Origin of the sequence: Paenibacillus harenae (genome assembly GCF_030812415.1) — a bacterium.
GTDB lineage: Bacteria > Bacillota > Bacilli > Paenibacillales > Paenibacillaceae > Pristimantibacillus > Pristimantibacillus harenae_A.
The window spans coordinates 290,571-313,166 of record NZ_JAUSST010000007.1 but is presented as its reverse complement, the minus strand read 5'-3'; the positions used below and the strand labels follow the sequence as shown (position 1 = coordinate 313,166).

Annotated in this window: 21 protein-coding genes and 2 pseudogenes; 19 read left to right on the top strand and 4 right to left on the bottom strand. The window is 48.2% G+C overall.

All coding sequences use genetic code 11. The annotated features are described in order from the left end of the window. Nucleotides 1-149: 149 nt before the first annotated feature. Nucleotides 150-332 carry a hypothetical protein gene (locus J2T14_RS25365; RefSeq protein WP_307475380.1) on the bottom strand — a complete coding sequence of 61 codons (183 nt, stop codon included), beginning with the start codon at nucleotides 330-332 and terminating at the stop codon, nucleotides 150-152. Between the two features lie 228 nt (nucleotides 333-560). Between J2T14_RS25365 and J2T14_RS25360 the strand changes: the two genes are divergently transcribed. The 4 genes and pseudogenes from J2T14_RS25360 to J2T14_RS25345 form a co-directional block, all read left to right on the top strand. Beyond that, complete coding sequence (locus tag J2T14_RS25360) at nucleotides 561-995, top strand: SRPBCC family protein (RefSeq protein ID WP_307204996.1); 435 nt, start codon at nucleotides 561-563, stop codon at nucleotides 993-995. Nucleotides 996-1,173: 178 nt separating this feature from the next. Further along, nucleotides 1,174-2,556, top strand: a complete 1,383-nt coding sequence (locus tag J2T14_RS25355) for a hypothetical protein (RefSeq protein WP_307475377.1) — start codon at nucleotides 1,174-1,176, stop codon at nucleotides 2,554-2,556. Between the two features lie 668 nt (nucleotides 2,557-3,224). Continuing rightward, nucleotides 3,225-4,397 carry an epoxide hydrolase family protein gene (locus J2T14_RS25350; RefSeq protein WP_307475375.1) on the top strand — a complete coding sequence of 391 codons (1,173 nt, stop codon included), beginning with the start codon at nucleotides 3,225-3,227 and terminating at the stop codon, nucleotides 4,395-4,397. Nucleotides 4,398-4,544: 147 nt separating this feature from the next. Further along, a pseudogene (locus J2T14_RS25345) lies at nucleotides 4,545-4,916 on the top strand (DNA glycosylase AlkZ-like family protein); the annotation flags it as partial. 7 nt (nucleotides 4,917-4,923) lie between these two features. On the opposite strand, the gene J2T14_RS25340 reads toward J2T14_RS25345, so the two are convergent. Beyond that, the gene (locus J2T14_RS25340; RefSeq protein WP_307475373.1) at nucleotides 4,924-5,463 is read right to left on the bottom strand and encodes a CBO0543 family protein; all 540 of its coding nucleotides are present in this window, start codon (nucleotides 5,461-5,463) and stop codon (nucleotides 4,924-4,926) included. A 118-nt stretch (nucleotides 5,464-5,581) separates the two neighbouring features. Here J2T14_RS25340 and J2T14_RS25335 point away from each other — a divergent pair, with 118 nt between their 5' ends. The 8 genes from J2T14_RS25335 to J2T14_RS25300 all read left to right on the top strand — a co-directional run bounded on the left by J2T14_RS25335 (nucleotide 5,582) and on the right by J2T14_RS25300 (nucleotide 14,175). Beyond that, entirely contained in the window at nucleotides 5,582-6,955 is a 1,374-nt protein-coding gene (locus J2T14_RS25335; protein ID WP_307205000.1) for a hypothetical protein, read from the top strand. 97 nt (nucleotides 6,956-7,052) lie between these two features. Then, nucleotides 7,053-7,235 carry a DUF2524 domain-containing protein gene (locus J2T14_RS25330; RefSeq protein WP_307475371.1) on the top strand — a complete coding sequence of 61 codons (183 nt, stop codon included), beginning with the start codon at nucleotides 7,053-7,055 and terminating at the stop codon, nucleotides 7,233-7,235. A 229-nt stretch (nucleotides 7,236-7,464) separates the two neighbouring features. Then, nucleotides 7,465-8,241, top strand: coding sequence for a DUF817 domain-containing protein (locus J2T14_RS25325; RefSeq protein ID WP_307475369.1), 777 nt, complete (start codon nucleotides 7,465-7,467; stop codon nucleotides 8,239-8,241). Between the two features lie 33 nt (nucleotides 8,242-8,274). Continuing rightward, entirely contained in the window at nucleotides 8,275-9,204 is a 930-nt protein-coding gene (locus tag J2T14_RS25320; protein WP_307475366.1) for an ABC transporter ATP-binding protein, read from the top strand. Further along, complete coding sequence (locus J2T14_RS25315; protein ID WP_307475364.1) at nucleotides 9,197-10,141, top strand: ABC transporter permease; 945 nt, start codon at nucleotides 9,197-9,199, stop codon at nucleotides 10,139-10,141. The genes J2T14_RS25320 and J2T14_RS25315 overlap by 8 nt, the downstream gene beginning before the upstream one ends. 807 nt (nucleotides 10,142-10,948) lie before the next feature. Beyond that, nucleotides 10,949-11,866 (top strand): carbohydrate ABC transporter permease, encoded by a 918-nt coding sequence (locus J2T14_RS25310; RefSeq protein WP_373458206.1) that lies wholly within the window; start codon nucleotides 10,949-10,951, stop codon nucleotides 11,864-11,866. Then, nucleotides 11,863-12,690 (top strand): carbohydrate ABC transporter permease, encoded by an 828-nt coding sequence (locus J2T14_RS25305; RefSeq protein WP_307475359.1) that lies wholly within the window; start codon nucleotides 11,863-11,865, stop codon nucleotides 12,688-12,690. The genes J2T14_RS25310 and J2T14_RS25305 overlap by 4 nt, the downstream gene beginning before the upstream one ends. Before the next feature lie 75 nt (nucleotides 12,691-12,765). Next, nucleotides 12,766-14,175: an ABC transporter substrate-binding protein gene (locus tag J2T14_RS25300; protein ID WP_307475357.1), complete on the top strand. Its 1,410-nt coding sequence runs from the start codon at nucleotides 12,766-12,768 to the stop codon at nucleotides 14,173-14,175. A gap of 149 nt (nucleotides 14,176-14,324) precedes the next feature. Here the strand turns inward: J2T14_RS25300 and J2T14_RS25295 are convergent, their stop codons facing one another. Continuing rightward, on the bottom strand, nucleotides 14,325-15,098 hold the full coding sequence (locus J2T14_RS25295; protein WP_307475354.1) for an alpha/beta fold hydrolase: 774 nt from the start codon (nucleotides 15,096-15,098) through the stop codon (nucleotides 14,325-14,327). A 759-nt stretch (nucleotides 15,099-15,857) separates the two neighbouring features. On the opposite strand from J2T14_RS25295, the gene J2T14_RS25290 reads away from it, so the two are divergent. The 4 genes from J2T14_RS25290 (at nucleotide 15,858) to J2T14_RS25275 (ending at nucleotide 19,281) form a co-directional block, all read left to right on the top strand. Beyond that, complete coding sequence (locus tag J2T14_RS25290; RefSeq protein ID WP_307475352.1) at nucleotides 15,858-17,087, top strand: cation:proton antiporter; 1,230 nt, start codon at nucleotides 15,858-15,860, stop codon at nucleotides 17,085-17,087. Nucleotides 17,088-17,257: 170 nt separating this feature from the next. Then, a complete protein-coding gene (locus tag J2T14_RS25285; RefSeq protein WP_307475350.1) occupies nucleotides 17,258-17,587 on the top strand; it encodes a hypothetical protein in 330 nt (109 codons plus the stop codon). Further along, a complete protein-coding gene (locus J2T14_RS25280; RefSeq protein ID WP_307475348.1) occupies nucleotides 17,584-18,273 on the top strand; it encodes a hypothetical protein in 690 nt (229 codons plus the stop codon). Before J2T14_RS25285 ends, J2T14_RS25280 begins: the two co-directional genes overlap by 4 nt. 297 nt (nucleotides 18,274-18,570) lie before the next feature. Then, nucleotides 18,571-19,281, top strand: a complete 711-nt coding sequence (locus tag J2T14_RS25275; RefSeq protein WP_307475346.1) for a DUF421 domain-containing protein — start codon at nucleotides 18,571-18,573, stop codon at nucleotides 19,279-19,281. A 1-nt stretch (nucleotide 19,282) separates the two neighbouring features. On the opposite strand, the gene J2T14_RS25270 is transcribed toward J2T14_RS25275, so the two are convergent. Beyond that, nucleotides 19,283-20,125 carry a helix-turn-helix transcriptional regulator gene (locus J2T14_RS25270; protein WP_307475344.1) on the bottom strand — a complete coding sequence of 281 codons (843 nt, stop codon included), beginning with the start codon at nucleotides 20,123-20,125 and terminating at the stop codon, nucleotides 19,283-19,285. 236 nt (nucleotides 20,126-20,361) lie between these two features. Here J2T14_RS25270 and J2T14_RS25265 point away from each other — a divergent pair, with 236 nt between their 5' ends. From J2T14_RS25265 to J2T14_RS25255, 3 genes and pseudogenes are all read left to right on the top strand, one after another. Then, complete coding sequence (locus J2T14_RS25265) at nucleotides 20,362-20,796, top strand: hypothetical protein (RefSeq protein ID WP_307475342.1); 435 nt, start codon at nucleotides 20,362-20,364, stop codon at nucleotides 20,794-20,796. Further along, nucleotides 20,699-21,877, top strand: a pseudogene (locus J2T14_RS25260) (pectinesterase family protein). The gene J2T14_RS25265 and the pseudogene J2T14_RS25260 overlap by 98 nt, the downstream one beginning before the upstream one ends. A 201-nt stretch (nucleotides 21,878-22,078) precedes the next feature. Further along, on the top strand, nucleotides 22,079-22,474 hold the full coding sequence (locus J2T14_RS25255; RefSeq protein WP_307475340.1) for a VOC family protein: 396 nt from the start codon (nucleotides 22,079-22,081) through the stop codon (nucleotides 22,472-22,474). The last annotated feature ends 122 nt before the right edge of the window (nucleotides 22,475-22,596 follow it).

Here is a 22,596-nt window from a genome sequence, read left to right as displayed (position 1 = left end):
ATGCGGTTATACAGGAGGGGAACGGCAACCAGCCGTAACGCGTATGGTTTTATTTTTTATTACGAGTAGTCGTTTTGTGTTTATTTCCTTCGCTGTCATAGGTGATCCATTCGCCAACAGGCTCGCCCTTGTCAAAATACCCTGAACGCTTAATTGATCCGTCGGCACGATACCATTCCCAATAGCCGCCCTCGCGTGTCATCGGTCATTTTTCCCTTTGACCACATTGTTTTTCCGTTTGCGTGATACTTGATCGTCAAGCCATCAATCACTTCCAGTTGCTTTTCCTTCACACCGTTTGGGTGTATCAGGTCGCATTTTTCATTTTCCATGACTAGCCTCCGATAATCGGGTTTTTGTTCATTATATCGAAATCCGGCGCTTTTGTAATTCGAAAGGCCTTGTGCCTTAAGTGTTGACCTCGTGTATTATTTATCCCTTGAAATTAATATTTCGCCTTGCTAATTAATGAAGTCGCGCATCAGACATATCGACTGCCAATAGGTGTTTATGGTATTATTTGAGAGAAATAGATTCATATCGTATAAGGAGGCTATGTAATGGGAACAGGTAGTCCGGTAACGATAAAAGTAGAAACAATCGTTCATTCTTCCATAGAAAACGTGTGGGAATATTGGACGGAACCGAATCACATCAAGCAATGGAGCAAGGCTTCCGATGACTGGCACACGCCGCACGCCGAGAATGATCTGAGGGTCGGAGGCAAATTCGTCTCGAGAATGGAAGCCAAAGACGGCAGCTTTGGATTTGATTTCGGCGGCGTATACGACGAGGTGAGCATTAACGAGAGCATCTCCTATACACTCGGCGACGGTCGTAAAGTAAAGATCGCTTTTATTCCCCAAGGAAACGACACGCAAATCATCGAGTCGTTTGAAGCCGAAGAGACCAACGCCGTCGAAATGCAGCAAGCCGGATGGCAGGCTATTTTAGATAATTTCAAAAAATATGCGGAGACGGCTAACGAAGCGTAGAAACATTCGAATTATTTAGAAGCGCATGCCGACATTGGCATGCGTTTTGCTATATATGCCCGGCAAGCCTACCTTATTATTTTTTCGTTGACACTACTTACCAAGCGTTGCTATACTATGTGACATTACATACCCGATTGTTTTTATCGGATTTATTATCATGATGGAGGTCAAGCCTATGAAACGTACAGGATTCATTAGCACGAAGCTGGTTGCTGCTTTTTTGCTCTCGTTCTCTCTATTGTTTACGCAAGCGACCGCATTTGCCGCGACGCCGGAGACGGTGAAAGCCGTAACGACAGCCCCTGCCTCAGTTTCCGCTAAGGACGGCGCTGCCCAGTACAAGCAGTTTTTGCAGGAGAAATACGATATTCAGCTTTCCGGCAAAGTAACGAAGGGTCAACTCATCTCGGCTGTCGCCGACATATTTGATTACGAGCCTTCCGGCAAGGAAATTGCCTTTACGGATTTGGCTGCGGACGAGCCGGTGTTTAATGCCGCTGCCGCCCTTTATGAGAAAGGCATTTTGGCAGGACCGTCCATTCAGGCGGATGGGCAGCTTACGAATTACGTGGCGGTTGCGATCGCGCTGCGCGCCGCGGACTTGAAGGAGCTTGCGTTGACCTACCCGGCGGCAAAGGCGGATAGCGTGCTTGCAAAGCTTCAGGTGAAGAAGGACACGCTTAGCGCGAAGGCTGCGCAGGAGGTTGCAGCCGCATTCGATACCGGTTTGCTGCCGGCTTCGCTTGGTCAAGGCTTTAAGCCAAACGCCCCGGCGAGCGACGAACTGATCCACTCGCTGCTGGGCCAGGTGCTTATTACGAAAGGACTTTATAAGAAATACATCGGCTATACGAGCGACTCCGATATTTACGCGAAGCTTTCCACAGCCTACGAGACTTCGGACCTGATCGACGCACCGAAGCTGCAGAAGCTGGTCAACACGGCGCTTGAGCAGGAGCTTGTTACCGGCTACAGCATCAAGGATACCCGTTTTGAAGCCAACTTCATAGACTCCTTGTCGCTTATATACGGTCATTCGGATTTCAAACATGCGCTGCAGCTGATCGGCTTGCTGCGCAGCGAAGGAATCGACGCGAAGGTGCAATTCGAGCCCAAAACATCCGCCTTTCTATTCCTGGCCGACTGGGGAGATCCGGGACCGAATGTGGTGAAGATCGCAAACGGCAACTATATTGCGTTCGCTAAGGAATACGATCTTGCGTTCGAATTTACGACAACGGCGGACAAGGCGGCTTTCGACGGGATTATTGAGAAATACGCAAAGAAAAATGCCGAGGATCAGCAAGGGCTTATCTTCGGCTCATGGTGGCAACCGCTGTATTACTCGAACACAGAGCTTGCGGGTTACGAGCAAATTACGAACAATCTCATTTCCGATCCGGACAGCACGTACACCGTTAATTCGTTCTCGCTAAAAGAAGATTCCGCGAAAGTTGTGCAAGGTTTTAAAGCGATTGATCCCGATGCGGTGATCACGCCTTTCGCATTCTGGGTAGACAAGCCGTTCTTCCGTTATCTGCACGGAGAGGCCGCTTAATCCGGGCTTACGATAGGGCAAGTTCACTTCGGCTGCACATGCAACGAAAAAATACTTTGAAATAAATAGCGCCAAATGAAAAAGGCTCTCCCGGTCAGCTAATTCAAGCTGTTAGGGAGGGCCTTTATTGGCGTAAAGCGGAGCAGGATCATATAAGCTATATCAACATATCTGCAATTGGGCTACCGTGTTTGCGATCTCCCGCGCGGAACTCGGTGTCACTTTGAAGTATTTGCTTATATCCGGTTGTGTTGTGACTACACAACCTTTTCTGCAGGACCTCATGCACTTCCCGAAATTAACTTCTACCTGTCGACTCATACCTAGCTGCTCGATTTCATTGCGAATGGATGCAGCAACGGCTTCAATTGCTTCTTCGCCATTATTTTTAATACACATCTTCCCATTACATACCAAGATTTTATTGTTCATACCCAAGTCGTCTCCTCCAGACAATTAGTTGCTCACTTACATTCCCAATGATGAAGGAACAAGTATGACAACTGTATGTCTGTGTTCCATACCGATAAAGATAGCATTAAAAGTTTGGCTCGAAAAAAGGTGACAACGGTAATTGAAGTATGACAATCTGTTGTCATACTTTTTTTTGTATCCTGAGATCAGATCAAAGAATCCATCCAATCCAATACACAGGAGGAACAAAATTCATGAATAACATCAACGTACAAGTACAAGGAAGAAACAACGCGGGGGGCAAGGAAACGGATATTCATCCCTTTCGTATCGAGATTCCGCAGGCAGAACTAGACGACCTTCAAAACCGGCTTGCTCGTACCCGTTGGCCGGATGAGCTCCCAGGCGTAGGGTGGAGTTATGGAACGCCGATGAGTGTCGTTAAGGAAATGGCCGAATATTGGCTTAACGACTACAATTGGAACGAATATGAAGAAAAATTCAATAAATATCCACAGTTCATCACGGAGATCGACGGAACAAATATCCACTTCCTTCATGTCCGTTCCGAAGAGCCGAACGCGATGCCGCTCATCCTAACTCACGGATGGCCAAGTTCATTCGCCGAGTTCATCGACATGATCGATCTTTTGACGGATCCCCGCAAGCACGGTGCCGATGCCGCCGATGCATTTCATGTGGTTATTCCGTCTGTGCCAGGTTATACTTTCTCGGGACCGACCCGTGATACCGGTTGGAATTCTCGCCGTATTGCCGGAGCATGGGCAACACTCATGAACCGCTTAGGATATGAGCGATATGCGGCACATGGCGGTGACGGCGGCTCGTTGATTACACGCGCACTGGGTATGGTCGATCCCGACCATGTAGTCGGCGTACATGTGTTACAACTGTTCTCTTTTCCTTCGGGTGATCCGACTGAAATGACTGATCTTAGCGAGGAGGAGATGCGCCGTCTTCAAATCCTATCCAATTTTAGCGAGAAGGCAGGTTTCTCTGCAATCCAATCTACAAGACCACAGACATTATCCTATGCTTTAACCGACTCGCCGGCAGGTCAGCTTGCCTGGAATGAGCTTCTCATGGGGATGGGAATAAGCAATCTGCTTACTCGCGATCAAATCTTGACCCAGGTGATGATGTATTGGCTGACTCGGACAGCGGGGTCGTCTGCCCGGCAGTATTATGAGGACGCCCATCCCCATGCACAGCATGTAGTGAGCAATGCACCGACGGGCATAGCCGTGTTCGCTAACGATTTTCAATCCATCAGGCGCTTCGCAGAACGGGACAATACCAATATCCTTCAATGGTCTGAATATGAGCGCGGCGGACACTTTGCAGCCATGGAAGTGCCGGATATCCTTACAGAGGATTTGCGGAAGTTCTTCCGTCAGTTCCGATGAAACAGTCTATACGTCGTACATCATCGGATACCTTATGGCGTTTGGACCTGCCACCATTCAGGACATGCAAACCTGGTCCGGCATGACTAAGCTTCAAGCAACCGTAGAAAATCTTCGACCTCGTCTACTAACCTATATCGGGATGAGCACGGCAGAGAATTGTTCGATACCCGGGATGCTATGCATCCGCATCCCGACACTCCTGCTACGCCACGCTTTCTGCCTGAGTACGACAATTTGCTTGCATCCCATGCCAACCGTACTCGTGTAATCGCGGATGACTGCCGCAGACGGATCATGATGGGAAACGGCATGAGAGCCACCGTGCTTTTGGATGGTTTCGTATGCGGCGCATGGAAAATTGTCTGGCAAGGAAAAACCGCCGTCTTGGTCGTCGAGCCTTTCAGGAAGTTATCTCGGGAGGAACGATCATCTCTTTCGGAAGAAGGAATAAGGCTTCTTCGATTTTCGGCGATAAAAGCAACGGACCACGAGATCCAGTTCCTAGACGAAACGTGAAATCGATTTACCGTTCGGGTTGGATCCATTTTTGCGTAAAGGCTCTGGAAACCATTCCGGAAATAATATAAAAAATAAAGGAATGGTAAAATTTCCATCCATGATACGAAACAGCTCCAACCCAAACCGAAAAGGGTTCCCCGACAAAAGCAAATAGCAGGGCTCCCCCTAGAAGAGCCATAGAAAAAGTTCTCCATGTCTTAAAATATTGGTATATTAACATGAAAAAAACAGGAATAACCGAGAAGTCAAAAGGCATTGCAATTAGGCTTACGGGAATAAACTTTATGGGGTATGTCCATATATTCAGTTCGCTTCCAAGGTCGTCTAAAAAAGTCGTAATAAGAATCAGCATAAGCCCGAACAACCAAATAGACAGTGCTCGATTCCGGTCCAGAAGGTAAATGAATATGAACCAAGGTATGATTGTAGCGGAACAAAGAAACCACCATGTCCAAGTAAACAGCTCATCGGTAAGCCAGTTTTCAATCGCTAATCGAGCGTATTCCTTTTGAAGATCATTCATAAAACGGATAACCGCGTCCATATAATCCACCACCTGCCAGTACTTTTTCCGAATTTCCAATTATTATACTGTGAAGGTTGCAAGTCGCCTAATCAACTCCTCCTGAATACAACTGAAGTATTAGATGATTCAGGAGAGGATGTTGGCCGTGCAAGTTGTTCCTCATGACCCCGTTCAAGGATGGATTGCTTACACTTCGGACCGCGGTGGAACGTTCGACATTTGGCTGTACCGACCGCAGGACGGTCTTAATTTTCGACTCACGCAAGGGCTTGGTGCGGAATATTCCGTTCCCTATTGGTGTCCGGTCAGTAGAAGAATCGCTTTCATCGGCATTGACAACGTGGTCCATCTGCTGGATACCATCACGCTCGCCATTGCCCGAATCGACCAAATCGAACCCTATACGCTGCTGGATTGGTCCCCGGACGGCCGTTTTCTCACGTATGTCAAAACCGGGCGAATCGTCATCTACGATACTTTCTCGCATAGCAGCTATGCCATCTCGGAGCCGGGCGCCAGCGATGTCCAGTGGTTTCCTTCGGGTACGGAGCTTCTATTCGCGGCTCCGGATTCCAATGGCATCACCCAGCTCTTCCGCATCCGGACCGATGGCACAAGCCGGCGACAAATTACGCAAAATACGGACGGACCGCTTCATGACGTTCGGCTTTCCCCGGATGGAACCTTCGCGCTTTATACGTTCCCCGGTGTCAGCATCTCCATCATTTCGACGGTGGATCTAGCCACCGGCACCGTCTACACGTTGGATGGCGGACCGCTCTCCAAAAACTATTTTCCGGCATGGTCCCCGGACTCCCGGAGCATCGCCTACAGCGCAACCGCCTATAAGGAGCCGAATTATTATTCTCTTATCCAAATCGACAGCCGTACGGGCCAGAATCAAAGGACGTTGGCGGTTTCGGACTGTTTCGCCGCTCCCGTCGGCTGGTCGCCGGACGGCAGCAAAATTGCGTATTTATCGGGATGCGAAGGTGAAGGCAGCGCTAGTCAGCTCTGGATTGTCGATATCAGGAAGCAGGTGACGGTGAACGTCCTTAGCGGCGGCCGGATTACCGCCCTGCAATGGTCATCTCGCGTCAGAAGGGTTCCGGAAAATATCTACACGAGCTTCGTGTACCGGGTGTCCTTTCCGTATCCCTCAAGCTGGCGCCGGGTCAGCGAAGAGCGGTACGAAGGGCCTGGTGGTTTTTTTCAGGTATCCGCGATTTCAGCGGGCGACCGGATTGCCGATGTATGCAGCTCCGAAGCCTTTCATCCCTTGATGCCTTACGGCTCTTCTCCTCGGATTATTATGATAACGATACAAAACCGGGAAGCTTGTTTTATTTTTCCGTCGGCCGACCAACCGGCGGAGATGAACAAACAGGCCGCACTCATCGTGAGATATCCCCGCCCAGTCCAAATCGGTGAAACGTTCTACAATTATTTTATCCTGTGGGCCGACGTCAACCATATCCGCCAAATTGGCAGGCGACTGTCGTTCCATTAGCCATCCTTCGTTGATGGCTGTTTTTTTTCAATGAATAAATGAATTGAAATCCAACATAATAGTCAGGTACACCTAGCAATCGATTGGAGGATAAAACATGCTCGATAACCTCGAGAGCAACTATGATTGTGCCAATGCAGGAGATGATCTGCATCAACTCAAGCAGGAGCTCGAATCGCTTCGCGAACAGCAAGGAGAAGACAAAGAATCACAGGAAACGATCAATCGACTTGAAAATCAAATCTCATTCATATTAAACAAATGTGATATCAACCATTAGTCTGAATTCGAATAAACAACGAATCCCCTTCTTTACCGGATTAAGCGGTGAAGTAGGGGATTCTTTGTTTTCTGTACCTAATGACGAGTTCTTGTAAATGGCAATATGCAAAACAACAATAACATATCTTATAACGACTAAAATATATTGTAAAACGATAAACCTTGTGATAAACTCAACTGCAGAATAACAAAGAGAGGTGTATTTATGAAACGAGGAGATAACTCCAATGAAACCAATCATGCAACTGCTGCACTTTAGCTATCATCAGGTGATGAGCTGCCTATTTCCTGTTGCGATATTCGGAACATTATTCCTTTCCGGAGTAATAGATGTGCCCTTCATTTACCGATATGATGCCATTCTTCTTATACTGCTTGCAGTGCAGTACCTTATGTACCGCAGCGGATTGGAGACACGCGATGAAATGAAAGTGATCTGTGTATTTCACATTATAGGGTTGTTGCTGGAAATATATAAGGTAAGGATGGGATCATGGTCATACCCTGAGCCCGGGTTTACGAAGTTGCTCGGAGTACCGCTCTATAGCGGATTTATGTATGCAAGCGTAGCGAGCTTTATGTGTCAGGTTTGGCGCAGACTGAAGATGGATATGACCGGCTGGCCGGGGCTTACTTCAGCTGGATTACTGGGAGGGGCCATCTATCTGAACTTTTTCACGCATCATTTTATTCCCGATTTTCGTTGGTGGCTGACGGCGCTTGTGCTTATTGTCTTTTGGAAGACATGGATCCTATTTCGGGTTCGGACCATTACTTATCGAATGCCCCTGACACTTGCTTTTTTCATTGTAGGTTTTTTTATCTGGTTAGCCGAGAATATAGCTACATTTTTTAATGCTTGGAAATATCCTGACCAGCATCAAGGCTGGCAACTGGTCAGCTTCAGTAAAATCAGTTCGTGGTTCCTTCTGGTCATTATTAGCGTCATTATTGTGGCTCAGCTCAAACATGTTAAAGCTGGCCGCAAAATTCATGTAAAGTAAAAATTTCAAAAAGGATAAAGAGGAGGCTCGTCCATGAGCAATGAACCGATCGTAAGTTTACGCAACGTGACCAAGAGAATCGGACGCGCAACGATCATCGACAATGTTTCGTTCGACGTACCGAAGGGGGAAATCTTCGGGTTTTTGGGTCCGAATGGAGCAGGCAAGACGACGACGATCCGCATGATGGTCGGACTGATGTCGATCACTAAGGGCGAAATCAGCATTAAAGGAAAAAATGTAAAAAACGAATTCGAGCAAGCGATCCGTCATGTCGGCGCTATCGTGGAAAATCCTGAAATGTACAAGTTTTTGAGCGGGTATCATAACTTGATTCATTACGCGCGCATGATACCGGGTATTACGAAGGAAAGGATCAACGAGGTGGTCTCGTTGGTGAAGCTGGAAAACCGGATTCACGACAAAGTGAAAAAGTACTCCTTAGGCATGCGTCAGCGTCTCGGCGTGGCCCAGGCGCTGCTTCATAATCCGTCGCTGCTTATTCTCGATGAGCCGACGAACGGCCTAGACCCGGCTGGCATACGCGAGCTGCGCGATTATTTGCGCTATTTGACCAGGACGGAAGGGATCACCGTAATTGTCTCAAGCCATTTGTTATCCGAAATGGAGCTGATGTGCGACCGGGTAGCGGTTCTTAACAAAGGCAAGTTGATCGACTTGAAGCTCATTCAAGATTTCATCGGTTCGAACAACGGAGCCCAAACTTTCTTGATCGAAGCCTTGCCCGCCGAACAGGCTCTTGCGGCAATATTGGGAATCGAGGGAGTCGAGGATGCGAAAGCCGCACCGGAAGGGCTGGAGGTTATAACCGAGCGGGACCGCATACCGGAGATCGTGGCTCATCTGGTCCGGTCGAATACGCAAGTTTACGGAGTCCGCGCGCGGAATCAATCGCTTGAGGACCGGTTCCTCGAAATGACGGGAGGCGAGCAGATTGGTTAATCTGATTCTTAACGAAAACATGAAACTATACCGTCGTTGGCGTACTTGGATTATGGTAGGACTGTTGGTTACGGCTGTTCTCTTCGGCAGCATCGTGGAGTGGTATTATGACGACAAGAACGCACCGGAAGGCGCATGGGAGGAACAAATCACCAAAGAGAAGCTGGAATATGAAACGAGGCTGAACGACCCGGAATTGGACGCGGAAGACAAGGCGTACATTCAGGAACTTATCGCGATTAACGATTACCGCTTGGAGCATCGTATTCGGCCGGAATCCGGTACGATGTGGGATGGCATTAACGGTTCGGCGCAGCTGGTCATCCTAATTACGCTATTCACCGTCATCGTAGCGGGAGATAGTTTAGCCGGAGAATTTACGACCGGCACGATTAAGCTGCTGCTTATCCGGCCGGCGAGCCGGCTCAAGATTCTTTTGTCTAAATATATTTCGATGTTGTTGTTCGGCATTTTCCTGCTCGTTATCCTTTTTATCGTATCCGTCTTAGTGAACGGTTTGCTTTACCAGTTCGAGCACGTGAATTTGCCGTTAGTAAGCGTCAACGGCGACGGTCAGGTCATTGAGAGGAATATGGCCGCCAACCTATGGCAAACGTATTTGCTTAACGGAGTGTCTACGATTATTTTCGTCACGATGGCTTTCATGATTTCTTCCGCATTTCGCAGCAGCGTGATGGCGATCGGGTTTTCCATTTTTTCATTGTTTGCGGGCACGATCATCGTGGAGCTCATTCAGTCGTACGAATGGAGCAAGTACGTGCTGTTCGCCAATATAGATCTGTCGCAGTATTTAAGCGGCCAGCCTTACCAGGAGGGAATGACCCTCGAATTTTCCATCACCGTGCTGGCCGTCTACTTTATTATTTTCAATTTGGTTTCTTGGCTCGTGTTCACGCGCAGAGACGTGGCTTCATAAATAGGGAAGGGGCTGTTTCCTGAAGCTTATGAGCTTGTTTCTAGAAGGTCCAACGAAATCGTTGTTTAAGGACCGTGCGCGACCGAATTTTAATCGTAATTGAACCGGTGGTTCGAACAGCTCCTTTGTCTCTTTGACAGTTCTGCTTAATCCGGTTAAGCCATTTCGTATGGCTAATAAACAGATTTCTAGGTTTACAGGTTCGGCGGGACCGCTGTGATAAATTGGCTTGGAACCGGTAGTTGACGGATTTCGTTTTTTTATGTTGAGTCAGAAAGAAAATGATAGTGACAGGAGCCAAACCGCGGCCGAAGCATTTTTTTTTGATTCGGCATTATTCTTCGTTTGGGCCCGGGAGACGAGAGGGGAGGAGGGATCGATTCTTTGTCTAGCGATAGGTTGACGACTGCATGTTCTTGCGGCGCCAATTCGAAGGGCGGACTCTCTTTCATTAAAAAATCGTGGATTTTCTTCATGTGCGCTCACTCTTGGACTTGAACGGTAGCTTTTACCCGATAGGTGCCTGTTACAAGGTCACCGAACATGTAAAAGCCGCCGGCGTTTGTTTTGGTTATGTCCGTTACCGACTCCGTTCTGAACGATAGGATGAGGAGACTCATAAATTTTCATATAAAGACATGGGATCGTTCGACGATTTCATGTTTTTTTTGTATAGCCATTCGCGGCCCTTACAATTTCTTATCTATTCTATTACATTCGCCGTACAAAGAACCCGTATAGTTCAACTATGTTAGGAAGAGGGTTGGTGGTTGAATGAACACGACGCATCGAGAGGTGTACGGCAGCATGGGTACCCAAAAATCCATCGTTCGCAAGCATACGAAACGTTTATCGATCTTGAAGGAAAATGCCGCAGGCTATGCATTTCTCGCACCTTCATTAATCTTGTTTTCTGTATTTTTGTTTTATCCGCTTATTCAGTCGATCTACTTGAGTTTTCACCTAACGGATCCGCGAGGGAATGTAGCCTCTTTCGTCGGTCTCGATAATTTCACCCAGTTATTTGCTTCGCCCGTCTTCTGGAATAGCCTTAGCGTTACGATGAAGTTTACGTTGCTCACGGTTCCCGCAGGTATCGTCGCCGGACTTCTGTTGGCCGCTTTGACTCATACGAAGCTGAAAGGGATGAGCATATTCCGTTTTATTTTCTCCTTACCTGTCGCGCTGTCGGTAAGCACGTCGTCCGTCATTTGGATGATGCTTTATCATCCGACAACGGGCATGTTCAATTACTTTCTCTCGAAGCTGGGAGCTGCTCCTGTTCAATGGCTGATCGATCCGACCTGGGCGCTAATCTCTATCTCCATTATGACGGCTTGGATGAATTCCGGGTTTAATTACATCTTGCTGCTAAGCGGCTTGCAAGGAATCGGAGATGACATTCGGGATAGTGCGCGCATAGACGGTTCCGGCCCTTTCCGGACTTTTTTTCGAATTTTGCTGCCGCTGCTTTCGCCGACCGTTTTTTTCCTAACCGTCGTATCCGTGATGAACGCCTTTCAATCCTTCGGGCAAATTCATATTTTGACCAAAGGCGGACCGGCCGGCTCGACCGAGGTATTCGTTTATTCGATTTACAAGGAAGCCTTCGTCAATTATCAATTTGGAACAGGCAGCGCGCTGGCGCTCGTGTTGTTCGCCATGATTCTGCTTCTTACATGGATCCAATTTCGATTTATCGAAAAGAAGGTGCATTATCAATGACAGCTAACCGATTGCTGCGCGCATCGCTCATCTATTTCGTTCTTATCATTGCGGCAACCATTGTCCTTTACCCGCTTGCGTACACCTTTCTTGCATCGCTGATGACGTCGGAAGAATCATCGGTCTATCCGCCAAAACTGTTTCCTTCGGGCTTTTACTTAGGGACTTTCCGTACGGTGCTTGATCTGGTGCCGCTTCAATCTTTTATTATGAACAGTTTTGTCGTCTCCGCTGCAATTATGGCCGGACAAGTCCTGATAGCAAGCATGGCTGCCTATGCCTTCGTATATGTCGCTTTCCGCGGCAGAGCGCTTTTGTTTGCGATTTTCCTCTCTACGATGATGATTCCTTGGGAGGTCACGATTATCCCGAATTACCTGACGATCAAATCGTGGGAGTGGCTCGATAGTTACCAGGGGTTAACGGTTCCGTTCCTCGCATCCGCTTTCGGAATTTTTCTGCTTCGCCAATTTTTCATGCAGCTTCCGCGGGAATTGTTCGAAGCGGCGAAAATCGACGGCTGCGGCCATGTAAGACATTTTCTGCGAATCGTACTGCCGTTGTCCCGTCCTGCACTTGCTTCTCTGGCGGTTTATGCGTTCCTGAACGCATGGAATATGTATCTCTGGCCGCTCCTTGTGACGAGCAGCGATAAGATGCGAACCGTGCAGATCGGCATTAGCATGCTTCAATTCGAAGAAATGACCTCATGGAATCTCGTTTTGGCGGGAGTCTCGCTTGTCCTGCTGCCATCGCTTCTTCTGCTTATACTTGGTCTGAAACAGCTGGTAGGCGGTCTGACAGCCGGAGCGATAAAAGGGTAAAGTCATTTTCGAGTTAATCGTGGATATTGTCCTCGGACATTCCAAATAAAAAAAGAGATTAAGGGAGAGAGACAAATGAAAGCAAGCAGGTTTAAAATAGTCATGCTAATGGCTACGGCAATTCTGATGGTGTTTGTTGCGGCTTGCGGAAACAGCGGATCGAATGGAAACACCGAAAATACGCAGACAAACGATCCGGCAGCGGCCGAAGAAGGAAACGGTTCGGAAGAGACCCAGACAGAAGCTCCGAAGGAGCCCGTTAAAGTGATCTGGTGGCACTCCATGGGCGGAGAGCTTGGCAAAGTGGTCACGCAGCTTGCGAACGATTTTAATGCCGCGCATTCCGACATCCAGGTCGAGGAAGTGTTCCAAGGCACTTACGACGAGAGCCTGAACAAGATGAAGGCTTCCATGGATGCGAAATCGGGTCCTTCATTGATCCAAGTATACGAAATAGGCTCCAAATTCATGATCGACTCCAAGGCTGTGACGCCGGTTCAGAACTTCATCGATGCCGATAGCTATGATATTTCCAACCTGGAAGAAAACATCCTCGGATACTATAAATTCGACGACCAGCTGTATTCGATGCCGTTCAATACCTCTAATCCGGTTCTCTACTACAACAAAGATATGTTCAAGGACGCAGGCCTCGATCCGGCAAACCCGCCGAAAACATACGAGGAAGTAACGAATGCGGCCAAAGCTCTGACGAAAGACGGCAAGACCGGAGCATCCTTCGCCATCTACGGCTGGTTCATGGAGCAGCTGTTCGCGAACCAAGGCGCCGAGTATGTCAACAACGGCAATGGACGTACCGCTTCCGCAACGGAGTCGCAGCTTAACAGCGAAGCCGGCGTCCAAACCGTCACTTGGTTAAAGGAGCTGCTGGACAGCAAAACGGCTCTTAATCTCGGACGTAAAACGGACGATACGAAAAAAGCGTTCCTGGCCGAACAAATCGGCATGACGCTAGATTCGACAGGAAGCCTCCGCGGCATAGTAGACGGTGCAAAAGGCAAGTTCGAGGTCGGAACAGCCTTCCTGCCGAGGCCGGCTGGCGCATCGGACGGCGGTGTTGTGGTAGGCGGTGCTAGCCTATGGATTCTGAACAACAAGCCGGAAGCCGAGCAGCAAGCTGCCTGGGAATTCATCAAGTATCTGGCCGAGCCGAAGACGCAGGCGCAATGGCATATCAATACCGGGTACTTCCCGATCAATAAGCAAGCGTATGACGAGCAGAGCGTGAAGGACAATCTCGTTAATTATCCGCAATTCCAAACGGCCATCGACCAACTGCACGCAACAAAGCTATCCCCGGCAACGCAAGGCGCAGTCATGGGCGTATTCCCTGAAGCGCGCCAAATCGTCGAAGGGGCCATGGAAGAGGTATTCACAGGCGCCAAGGACCCTGCGAAAGCTCTGGACGACGCCTCCAAAGCCATCACCGATAAGATTGCCACTTACAATAAAACGGTTCAATAATTCACATGAGCTGTTTCGTGTAAAATTCAGAGGTTAGCTTTGTATGCAAAAAGGGGCCGTCCCTAAGCCATTGGCTTTTGGGATAGCCCCTTTTTTGTTGTAAATTTACTGATTCGCGTCTAGCCCCAATCTGTTGCTGCAGTTCCGAATCAATAATGGGTCAGTAGGAACTGTTCGATCTCCTTATTTATTTCAACCAAAAATTGTTTTGATGGAAAGTGCCCCATTCCATAAGTAGTCGCAGATGCTAAGTTTGGAATAATCTCATTCGCTCTTTCGACGATTTTTTTGGCCGGGAAGAAAATATCGTGTTCTCCAACCACGACCATAGTAGGGGACATAAACCGTAAAAGCTCGTTTTTCTCGGTTTGCTTCGGCATATTTTGTTCCAATTTAACAGAAGTGAATAATTCGCCAAGAATCTGCTTGTCGAGTTCATCCATGCTATGATGGGACATCGCATCGGCAATGTTTTGCAGTTGGTTATCGGAAGAGGTCCGATTGAATAGGATTAACGGCAGCAATATTTTTTTTATCATAGTCAATTTCGAACCTATTTCAAGGCCGGAAGGCGCAACAAGAACGGAGCAGGCGATTCTCTCAGGCATATAAGTTGCTAATCTTAGAATAATGCCGGCGCCATAAGAAGGTCCAATGAATCCGCTTTGTTTTATATTGAAATGATCCATTAGATCTGAAACCCATAACGCAAAGCTTTCATCTTTTGCTGATATTCTTGATTCCGAGCTATAACCCGGATGGCCGATTGTATCGGGCGCATAGATACGATATTTTGTTAACAGCGGGGTAAACCACGATAAGGTCATCGGATTTATGCAATTACCTCCTTGCAGAATGAATAGAGGCTTACCGTTTAAGGGTCCCGTGACCAAGGTGTGCGTTTGTCCAAATCGTGTATCCACTTGTATTCTGTCAAACTCCGCGTCGAATAATCTTAAGTAAGATTCATAATAATGCTGAATTCTCCGCTTTCCCTCTTCGCTCTTATAAATGGTATGATGTTTAATGAAAATCACCTCTTTAAACGTAATTAGATGCGGATCTTAATTAATGTGCTTAAAAAAACAAAAAGAGCCTATCAACCAATGGTCTATGCTGAGATTGGCATAGTATACCCTTGGTGACAGACTCCTCCTAAAAAATAATATTCGATTAGCACAACTGTACTATAACGGCAATTAACGTTCAACTTATAAGTTGTTAAGATGGAGTGGAGGTTGCGTCATGAGGAAGAATGCAATAAGAATTGCTATTGCAGTAATTTCGATAGCTGATATCGGTTTTCTTCTCTTTACTTTATCTAATTTTCCTGCTATTAGCTCTGAGGAACGTCCTTTAAGGATTTCGTTTTGCATCTTTTTCTTACTTGGCAATATATTTTATTTTTTTAGGTATAAAGCTTTATTCATAAATAATAAATAACTCACATCCTGAATCATGGCCTCTTTTCTTATTCCGTCAATACGGAGCCAACCGTCTTTATCGAGACGGTCAGAGGAATAATAAAATAGTGATCCCCACCTTTGACAATATAGGATTTGAGTGTATATTGAAATTGGTTTTGCTAATAACTAAATAAATGGATTTATCGGAGGAGCCTGCAACAACGGGCTCTTTTTTGCGTTCCGGTTTACAATATTTAACATGGGGGGGGTAAAACGATGCATGAATTTAACGAGACCTTTATTCAATTGTTGGTGCTTTTAGCGGTTTCCATTTTTGTTATCGGCATTTCCAAGAAGCTGAACCAGCCTTATTCGATTGCTCTGGTCATTGTGGGTCTGCTGATGGGTATCACGAATATTCCGCTTCTAGAAGAAGCCGAGTCCTTTATCACGCAGTCGCATGTATTTCAGGCTATAATCATTTCTTTATTTCTACCCATCTTATTGGGTGATGCAACCTTAAAGCTCCCGTTCTCGCACCTAAAGGAACAAAGCAAACCCGTACTGGCATTAGCTTTTGGCGGTACGCTTATGTCTTTTCTTATTATTGCTTTATCTGCGTATTACTTATTGGATCTCCCGTTAATCGTAGCTTTCACCTTTGGGGCTCTAATGAGCGCAACGGATCCCATAAGCGTCATCTCGATTTTCAAATCTTTAGGCGTACCGAAATCGGTTGTTACGATCATTGAAGGGGAATCGTTATTCAATGACGGCATTGCCGTGGTGCTGTTTCAAATCTCGTCGGTGTATCTGCTCTCCTACATGGAGTTAGGCTGGTTGGGACTAGGAAGCGGTTTGCTGCTGTTCTTGAAATTCACGTTAGGCGGTATTCTGATCGGAGCCATTTTGGGCTACTTATTCTCGCAGCTGATTCGAATTTACGATGATTATCCGCTCGAGATTGCATTTTCGATGCTCTTGTTCTTCGGAAGCTTCTTCATAGCCGAACATTTTCATGTATCGGGCGTCATTGCGGTTGTGGTTGCCGGTCTAATATTCGGGAACTATGGCGCCAAGATCGGTATGTCGGAAACAACGAAGGTGAATATTAACTCCTTTTGGGATGTCGTTACATTGATAGCCAATTCCCTCATCTTCTTGATGATCGGCATTGAAATCAAAAATATCGACTTTACGGATAAATGGTTTATGATCATTGTCGCAATTGCAATCGTGCTTGCGGGTCGAACAATAGCGCTCTACGCAAGCGTTCATTTTATTAAAGGATTCTCCCGCTCATGGAAAGCGATCCTTAACTGGGGAGGACTCAAAGGGAGTTTATCGATAGCGCTCGCCTTAAGGTTACCGCCTTCATTCGAAGGCAGAGACGATGTTCTTGTCTTGACGTTCAGCGTCGTGCTTTTCTCCTTGCTTGTACAAGGGCTAACTATAAAGCCGCTCGTTATGAAGCTTGGACTTAGCGAGAAGCAAAAAAACGTTTGAAAAAGGAGAGGCGTTTAACCGCCTGCCGGGGCTTTATCCATCTCCCGAACAGCCTCCCGGTCGACAAATCACCACATCGATCACCAGATGTGGTGATGCCGCGTCCCTGCATAATCATGTATATTCAGTTCAGGAAAGGAAAGCATGCAACGAAAGAATCGGGGTGCAGAATGAGTGAAACGCATGAATCAACGGAGGACCATCACGTTTCCGAACTGTACGAAATTCGCCTCAAGGGACATCTGGATGCCCGGTGGGCCGATCGATTCGAGGGCCTGAGCATCACCCTCTTAAGCGACGGAACAACCATCCTCTCCGGACCGGTGGTCGATCAAGCCGCATTACATGGGTTTCTGAAGAAAGTGCGCGACCTTGCGCTGCCTTTGGTCTCGGTCATTCAAGTTGTTCCCAAACAGGCGAACGGGGCGGATGTCAACGCGGGTACAGATCAGAATCGTTCCACCGCTGCCAAAATCAGAAATCAAGGAGAGAAAAAATGAAGACAACAGCCCCGAATCTCATCCGTTGGACAGGTTTAGCAGCGATGTTGGCTGGGATCCTTTTCATAGTCATTCAGCCGATTCATCCACCTGAGAATTTAGCGTCAGTCACCACCGATGCATGGGCAATCATTCACTACTTGACCATCGCCATGTCCCTCTTCGGCCTGCTCGGCATTTCGGGAATTTACTTTAGGCAAGTGAAAGAGGCCGGTTGGTTAGGTTTGGCCGGCTTTACCCTGTTTAGCCTCTTTTGGTTAGCTACGACGGCCTTTACATTCGTCGAAGCTTTTATCTTGCCGCTGCTCGCCACCGACGCACCGGAATTTGTGGAGGGCTACTTGGGGATCTTCGGCGGGTCCGCCAGCGAGGTTAACCTCGGAGCCCTCCCGGCAGCAGCTCCGTTAGCAGGGGGGCTGTATATTCTTGGCGGCTTGCTGCTTGGCATCGCTTCGTTCCGCGCCGGTATCCTGCCGCGGATGGCGGCCGGTCTGCTTGCCCTCGGTGCCGTGTCGACCCTCGCTGCTTCGCTGCTCCCGCATCCCCTCGATCGATTTTTGGCGGTGCCGATGGGTTTAGCTCTGGTTTGGCTGGGATATTCGCTTTGGTCTGAACGGCGGGAGAAGGCCTCGGAAGTGGGTAAATCCGTCCAAGGAGCTGTTAATGAAATTGGAAATATACGATAAACCTGCATCTCGGAGAACCGAAGTGCCGGCATAAGCAAGTTCGGCAGAGTGATGGGCCATCCGCAAGCGGCCAGCGATTCCAACCCGCACGGCATAGACTATAAATAAGAACGCCCCCATTTGCTCGAAAGAGCGAAGGGGGCGTTCTTTGTTTTCGGCTATGCCCGGGTTTGATTATGAATTTCGCCCCATCCGCACATTGCTTGCTCATCCTTGTTCGAGCCGGATTGGTATGGTTAGGTGAGGGGTAGGGTACCATAAATACTGGAAATTGAAGGTAACGGAGGAAAGATAAACGTGGATTTTTTCAAAAGCCAAGAGTCGCTGTCCGCAACGGGATGGATTTTGCGCAGTATCGTCGGTTTTATATTTCTGCTGATTTCCGCCAAAATGATGGGTCAGCGTTCCATATCGCAGCTTAGGTTTCTTGATTTCATTATCGCGCTGACGCTCGGCAACATTATTGCCCATCCGCTGTCGGACGAGCATCTTGGGCTGAAAGGCTCGATGATTACGACCGTTTCGCTCGTTATTCTTTATATATCCGCAATCTGGCTGAGCCTGAAAATCCCTTTTCTCAAGCAATTTTTTGATCCCCCGGCGGTTACCCTTATCCAAGATGGAAAGCTTAATTACCGGAACCTCTCGAAAGCAAAGCTGCCTATTGAATTTTTGTACGCGGAGCTGCGGAAATCGAACGTCGAGGACATCTCGAAGGTCGCCTTTGCGGCATGGGAGCCGGGCGGAACGCTATCCGTTTTTGTAAATAGCGCTTATCAACCCGTAACGCCTTCGGACTTAAAGCTGTCCACGCAGCCCTTCAACCTGACCAAGCCGATCATTAGCGACGGCCACATCGAGCACGCGCTGATGCGGGAGATCGGGAAGGACCGCGCCTGGCTGGAAAATGAAATTAAGCCACTCGAATTGAGCAAAGTTATCTTGGCAACGGTAGACAGCAAGCTAACCGTCCAGGTGCATGAGGTTCGGAAGCCAAAAACCCCCTGATTCAATACCGATGATCCTTCCTATAATGCAATGGAGAAACTCCCGTCACGCTTTTAAAGGTTTTGTTGAAATGGGAAACATGCTCGAAGCCCACCGTTTCAGCGATCGCATGTACCTTCTGACGGGAGGTTCTCAGCAGCTTTTGCGCTTCGCGGATGCGGATCACCCGAATATACTCGCTAATATGGAAGCCGGTCAGTCTTAAGAAGATGCGGCTTAAATAGGCCGGACTAATGAAATATTGTTGTGCCAGCTTCTCCAGCGTTAACGTATCGCGAAAGTTCGTTTGAATATAATTCGTGATTTCGGACACCTTTTGATGCATCGGGTGGTTTGATTGCGGCGGTATGGGAGCGACTGCATCGATACGGTGCAAGCAAATCAGTAATCCGACGAGCAAATGACGCGCATAAGAATCGTAGAAGGCTTGCTCCTCTTTGCATTCCCCGACTAATTGGATAAGGAGACGTTCGATCTCCGGTTGCTCCTTGCGTGGAATCCTTACTACAGCAGATTGCCGAAAGGGAGACAGCTTAAGCAGTTCTCTGCTCGCCTCATCGAGAAACTCCGCAGTGAAATGAATAAGTACCCGCTCGAATTGCTCCACCTGGGAGCTCGCCGTGGAATGGAGGTCATGGGGAACGACGATGACCATGTCTCCTTGCTGCGCGACATGCACGTTGCCGTTAATAAAGTACACGCGTTCGCCTTCCATTAAGTAGTAAAGCTCATAGAACGTATGCGAATGAGGCCGAGGCATGGAAGAGAAGCCGTAGCGGCGCATACGTTGGATGGAAAATGAAGAACCGTCAATGGTGAGTTTTTTTTCTACTTGATCACTCAAATCGTTTCCCCCTTTACCCGTTCAACTAACATTGGAATCTATCTTATCATATTTCATAATCGCGATCTCCTGATCATGTCGCTCAACAAGGCAAAAAGTTAACTGCTGCATATTGCGTGAAACGCTTGAAACATTAGATGATGCAAGTAGATGCGACTAGATCCGTGTAAAATAGATAAGCTTCATATATAATCATGAAAGCGGTTTATTCTGATGCGGCACGCAGGAGGATGCAAATGAGCAGATATTTATTGCGCTTATTGTCATACAGTCTTTTACTAGGAATGATCCCGGCCGTACTCATCGGAATTGTGTCCTATTTCATTGCTTCCGGGGATATCGAGGGCAAAGTGAAAGAGGAAAATATGCAATGGCTCACGCAAACGCAGATGCGCGTAGAACAGATGCTGAAGTCCATCGAGAAGTCGGCTACGCAATTCGCCAACTCTTCTATTGTGAAGACGGCCATGAACGTCTCCTACAGCCCTTCGGACTTTGAACCGATCAGGGATCTGACCGCTGAAATGTACAACCTTCAATCAAGCGCATCTGACGATACAGAACGATGCAGGCATGAATGCCGGGCAAGCGGTCGCGCTCTACGCCAATGCGGATCGGTTGATTGCCCGCGATGTAAGCCTGCTCGGACATCAGGATACGTTGTACGCTAACAACGGCCGTCACTATTACGTGGACAGTTACATCGAAGGCACGGTCGATTTCATTTTCGGCAATGCGACGGCGGTATTCGAGAACAGCGAGATTCATAGCTTGTGAGGAGGTTATGTGACAGCAGCCTCAACTGGGGCAGGCAAAACGGGTTATGTATTCATCGACAGCCGGATCACGGCGGATCCAGGGATTACGGGCGTTGCCCTTGGCAGACCTTGGCGCGGAGATGCAAACGTCATCTACGTGAACAGTTACCTTGGCGAGCATATCGCTCCCGAAGGCTGGAATAACTGGGGCAACGCAAACAATGAAAAGACGGCTCGTTACGGCGAATTCGCAAGTTACGGCCCTGGCGCCCACCCGAAGAGCAGACTCGGCTGGACGAAGCAGCTGACCTTGGAGGAAGCGGAACAATATGCGCCATCCATCGTACTCGAGGGCAACGACGGTTGGAATCCGACCGCGATGGTCACTATGGCCGATAGCAACCGCGAGCTCGCGCAGTTGACGGTGAACGGCACAGCCTTGGAGGGCTTCGACTCTTCCCATACGGAATACGAGGTCGAGTTGGATGATATCGGCGTTGTCCCGGTTGTCGCAGGACATGCGCAATCTGATGCCTCCGAAGTAACCATCATCCAGGCAGAGGCAGTTCCCGGCACGGCTGTTGTCCAAGTTACGGCGCAAGACGGTGGAGTAAGGAGCTATACGATCACGTTTGCGGCAGCCGACAATCAGGCGCCAACCTTGCAGCTTATCGTTGATAAGCCCGTCTTAAAGGCACGCGGACATCAGATGGAGACGATACAAGTAACGCCTCAAGCAACCGATGAAGGCTCTGGCATCGCTTCTGTCACGCTGCTTTCCATTACGAGCAGCGAGCCCGAAGACGGCGAAGGAGACGGCAATACCGCATCGGACATTCAAGGCGCGGAGTACGGTACGTCCGACTTCGAATTCGAGCTTCGTGCGGAGCGATCGGGTAAGGGCGATGGCCGAATCTATACGATAACCTACGAAGCGGTTGACTTCGCCGGCAATCGAACGACAGCGAATACAACTGTTCTCGTCGAGCATTAAATCATAGAGCCTCCCCCATATGCGAAGATTCAGCAGCGGCTCGAAAAGTCCCGATGAACCTTTCTCGGGGCTTTTCATTTTGTCGGGTTTAAATCTGTTGTAAGAATCGAGCACAGCCTCCATATTATCTTTGACAATGGGACGGGCAATTCATATGATCTAAATAGGATTGTAAAATTATGCAAATGGGGCCGAATGCGTATGGCGACAACTGACTGGGTGAACAAAATTACTGAAATCACATTGTTTGTGGAAGATTTGCATCGTTCGAAGGCATTCTACCAAGAGACGTTCAAACTCGCGATCATATATGAAGATGAAAGCTGCGCGGTGTTCGATTATGGCAATACAAGCATCAATCTGTTAAATCAATCGAATGCCCGCGAATTGATTGAACCGGCGCAGGTTGGTCGCTGCGGAGATGGCGCGCGGTTTCAATTCACGATCCAAGTGCCAGATGTTGACCGGGTATGCGATGAGCTGGAAGTGCGGGGCGTTAAGTTATTGAATGGACCGATAACGCGTCCCTGGGGGCGGCGGACGGCTTGTTTTGCCGATCCGGACGGGCATGTGTGGGAGATTGCGCAGGTGATGTAATGAATGGGATTCGCGGGGATAGGATCTGGATGTTGAACGATTCTTCTGCTATTATCGAGCGATACATGCGGGAATCTGGACAGATATTCGATAGCAAGACGGAAGACGGAACGAAGGCGCTC

Bases quoted from the DNA above. Each gene is read 5' to 3' on its own strand.
- J2T14_RS25365 (WP_307475380.1), bottom strand. From the start codon at position 332: ATGGAAAATGAAAAATGCGACCTGATACACCCAAACGGTGTGAAGGAA.
- J2T14_RS25360 (WP_307204996.1), top strand. From the start codon at position 561: ATGGGAACAGGTAGTCCGGTAACGATAAAAGTAGAAACAATCGTTCAT.
- J2T14_RS25355 (WP_307475377.1), top strand. From the start codon at position 1,174: ATGAAACGTACAGGATTCATTAGCACGAAGCTGGTTGCTGCTTTTTTG.
- J2T14_RS25350 (WP_307475375.1), top strand. From the start codon at position 3,225: ATGAATAACATCAACGTACAAGTACAAGGAAGAAACAACGCGGGGGGC.
- J2T14_RS25340 (WP_307475373.1), bottom strand. From the start codon at position 5,463: ATGGACGCGGTTATCCGTTTTATGAATGATCTTCAAAAGGAATACGCT.
- J2T14_RS25335 (WP_307205000.1), top strand. From the start codon at position 5,582: ATGTTGGCCGTGCAAGTTGTTCCTCATGACCCCGTTCAAGGATGGATT.
- J2T14_RS25330 (WP_307475371.1), top strand. From the start codon at position 7,053: ATGCTCGATAACCTCGAGAGCAACTATGATTGTGCCAATGCAGGAGAT.
- J2T14_RS25325 (WP_307475369.1), top strand. From the start codon at position 7,465: ATGAAACCAATCATGCAACTGCTGCACTTTAGCTATCATCAGGTGATG.
- J2T14_RS25320 (WP_307475366.1), top strand. From the start codon at position 8,275: ATGAGCAATGAACCGATCGTAAGTTTACGCAACGTGACCAAGAGAATC.
- J2T14_RS25310 (WP_373458206.1), top strand. From the start codon at position 10,949: ATGGGTACCCAAAAATCCATCGTTCGCAAGCATACGAAACGTTTATCG.
- J2T14_RS25305 (WP_307475359.1), top strand. From the start codon at position 11,863: ATGACAGCTAACCGATTGCTGCGCGCATCGCTCATCTATTTCGTTCTT.
- J2T14_RS25300 (WP_307475357.1), top strand. From the start codon at position 12,766: ATGAAAGCAAGCAGGTTTAAAATAGTCATGCTAATGGCTACGGCAATT.
- J2T14_RS25290 (WP_307475352.1), top strand. From the start codon at position 15,858: ATGCATGAATTTAACGAGACCTTTATTCAATTGTTGGTGCTTTTAGCG.
- J2T14_RS25285 (WP_307475350.1), top strand. From the start codon at position 17,258: ATGAGTGAAACGCATGAATCAACGGAGGACCATCACGTTTCCGAACTG.
- J2T14_RS25280 (WP_307475348.1), top strand. From the start codon at position 17,584: ATGAAGACAACAGCCCCGAATCTCATCCGTTGGACAGGTTTAGCAGCG.
- J2T14_RS25265 (WP_307475342.1), top strand. From the start codon at position 20,362: ATGAGCAGATATTTATTGCGCTTATTGTCATACAGTCTTTTACTAGGA.
- J2T14_RS25255 (WP_307475340.1), top strand. From the start codon at position 22,079: ATGGCGACAACTGACTGGGTGAACAAAATTACTGAAATCACATTGTTT.